The sequence below is a fragment of the Methylobacterium platani genome, from assembly GCF_001653715.1.
In the GTDB taxonomy this organism is placed as follows: Bacteria; Pseudomonadota; Alphaproteobacteria; order Rhizobiales; family Beijerinckiaceae; genus Methylobacterium; species Methylobacterium platani.
The window spans coordinates 1-2,382 of sequence record NZ_LWHQ01000127.1; the positions used below are offsets into that span (position 1 = coordinate 1).

Here is a 2,382-nt window from a genome sequence, read left to right on the forward strand (position 1 = left end):
GTGTCCACCGATCCGGGGCAATCCCAGAATTCGCCGAAGGCCGTCATCCGGACCAAGCTCGCAGCGCCTGAAACCTTCTCACGTCCGGTTCGACTGAGCCGAGCCCCGTCGCCCGATGCCGGTCGATCTCACCTCGCTTTCCCAAGGAGACAGTCATGGATCTCGGCATCAAGGGGCGCGTCGCTGTCGTCACAGGCGCCAAGTCGGGGATGGGTCGCTCGACTGCCGAGCACCTCCTGCGCGAGGGCGTCCACGTCGTCCTGACCGACAAGGAAGGCCCCGAATTGCAGGCCACCGCCGCAGAGCTGGCGGCGCTGGGTCAGGTTCGCGCCGTCGAGGCGGATCTCAGTGGAGCCAAGGGGATCGAGGTGCTCGCCGCCTTCGCCAACATGGCCTTCGACGACAAGCCGACCATCCTCGTCTGTGCCGCCGGCATCACCGGGGCGTCGGGAGACTTTCTCGACCTCACCGACGACGACTGGCTGGAGGCATTGCAGACCGACCTCATGGCTGGGGTGCGCGCGACCAGGGCGTTCATCCCACACATGCGCAAGGCGGGCTGGGGCCGCGTCGTGCTTTTTTCCTCGGAGGACGCGGTGCAGCCCTACATTGAGGAACTGCCGTACGCTGCTGCCAAGGCCGGGGTCCTGAACCTTGCGAAGGGATTGTCCAAGGCCTACGGGCCGGATGGGGTGCTTGTGAACGCGGTCGGCCCGGCCTTCATCGCCACGCCAATGACCGATGCGCAGATGGAGAAGAAGGCGAAAGAGAAGGGGGTCTCGTTCGACGAGGCAATCCAGCTGACGCTGGACGAGGAACGCCCCGGCATCGTCGCCAAGCGCCGTGGCCGGGCTGAAGAGGTCGCCGCCGCGGTTACGTTCCTCTGCTCGGAACACGCCAGCTTCATCACCGGCGAGTTCCTCCGGGTCGACGGCGGCTCCGTAATGACCATGGGGGCCTGAGGTTTTGCCACAGATCAGCGGACCGTTCGGTGCCTGTGAGCGCACCGAACAGCCGCTTTCGGGATGCCTGCTCCCCACAATAGTGACTGGGTTGGCTTGGATGCGGAACGTTGGCTTCCGGATGGAATGCCAAGGGCCGGTTGCCACTCCGAGCGGTCTTCCGCCGCTCGGGGCTACCTGTAAGAAAAACGACCGTTTTCCTTACAGGCGAGCCGAACCTCTGTCCGGTACCCCGAAACGGCCCCGTTCGTGTAAAGAAAATATGGTAGGAAATCTATCATAAGAAAACGTGTGCCTAGCGCAATGGCGAAGGGCAGCAGCTCAAGCTAGCGCCGCTGGAGTGCCTGCCGGCCGACACGGCGGTGCAGCTGACCCACATGTACCTGGCGTGCTCCCATCTCGACCACGATCGCGGCAACAACGAGCCGGCGAACCTCAAGGCGCTGTGCCTGCGCTGGTTAACCTATCGGCGGCGCAAGGCTGTGGGTGACCTGTTCCTTAGGTCATAGCCGTTCCGGCTCTAGCGAGGTCAAGTGCGATACAACCTAAATGTGCAAAAATGGTTAGCCCACCCATGCATCGTGCGCATGGTTCCTGGGACATAGGTCGTATGGTGCGATGCGAAAAAGCGTGGGATACATACCCCATGCACGGCCGCGATGGCGTCGCGGCCCTGTTCGCCCTCATGGGCGTTTCCTCCCTAGACTTCGGGCCGCTCTCATGGGCGGCCTTTTTTCTGTCCGGGAGCAAGGTCTTAGCGTGCTCCCCTGCCCGTCTCAAGCGCAATTGTGCGCCATCCCTGGGCAGGTGTCACTTTCTTGCACATCGCTGGCCAGCCGCCGTGAGGTCACCTGGAACGAGTCGCTACTTGGTGATCCGCTTTGGCGAAATCGGGTCGCTGGCCGGGAACGTTTCCTCGACGGCCTGGTCGAGCAGCTGATCCTGCCGCTCCTCAAGATCGTCGCCCGGCTTCCGCTGACCGGGGGCGCTGGCCGCAGCGAGATCTGCCTTCGCTTTACCAGGGTCCTGAGGGTGATCCTTGTCGTGGTCGGTGCTCTTCGTCGGGTCGATCATTGGCGTGCTCCTGGAGTTGGTGATCACCAACTTCCAGGCCACTTCGCGGTTCGCATTCCTGAGCTGGTGGCCGCCGAGGAGGCGGCCGAACGTCAGCGGTGACTTACAGCGGTCCGCTCGCGTTTGCGACAGGCCCCTTTTACGTGCACGGCCTCTGGTCACAAGGCAAACCAGCCCAGAGCCAGCAACGGCCTCTGCGATGTGCACGAGCGCCCCGCTCATCCCCCGGGATTTGACGGCGAAGGTTAATCCGTGCCTGGATGTAGGTTACCGCAGCTCGCGTCCTGAGCCCGAGTCGCACCACCTGGAGACAACTGCCGCCGCAGTGAGACCCTGAAAAAGCGAG

Annotated in this window: 2 protein-coding genes; one reads left to right on the forward strand and one right to left on the reverse strand. The window is 63.4% G+C overall.

The features are described 5' to 3' along the window. Positions 1-155 precede the first annotated feature (155 nt). Positions 156-962 carry an SDR family NAD(P)-dependent oxidoreductase gene (locus A5481_RS31765; protein ID WP_048435928.1) on the forward strand — a complete coding sequence of 269 codons (807 nt, stop codon included), beginning with the start codon at positions 156-158 and terminating at the stop codon, positions 960-962. A gap of 864 nt (positions 963-1,826) precedes the next feature. Here A5481_RS31765 and A5481_RS31770 read toward each other — a convergent pair. Beyond that, the gene (locus A5481_RS31770; RefSeq protein WP_048435927.1) at positions 1,827-2,036 is read right to left on the reverse strand and encodes a hypothetical protein; all 210 of its coding nucleotides are present in this window, start codon (positions 2,034-2,036) and stop codon (positions 1,827-1,829) included. Between the last annotated feature and the right edge of the window lie 346 nt (positions 2,037-2,382).

Excerpts from the sequence above, each read along its gene's own strand:
- A5481_RS31765 (WP_048435928.1), top strand. The coding sequence starts at position 156 with ATGGATCTCGGCATCAAGGGGCGCGTCGCTGTCGTCACAGGCGCCAAG.
- A5481_RS31770 (WP_048435927.1), bottom strand. The coding sequence starts at position 2,036 with ATGATCGACCCGACGAAGAGCACCGACCACGACAAGGATCACCCTCAG.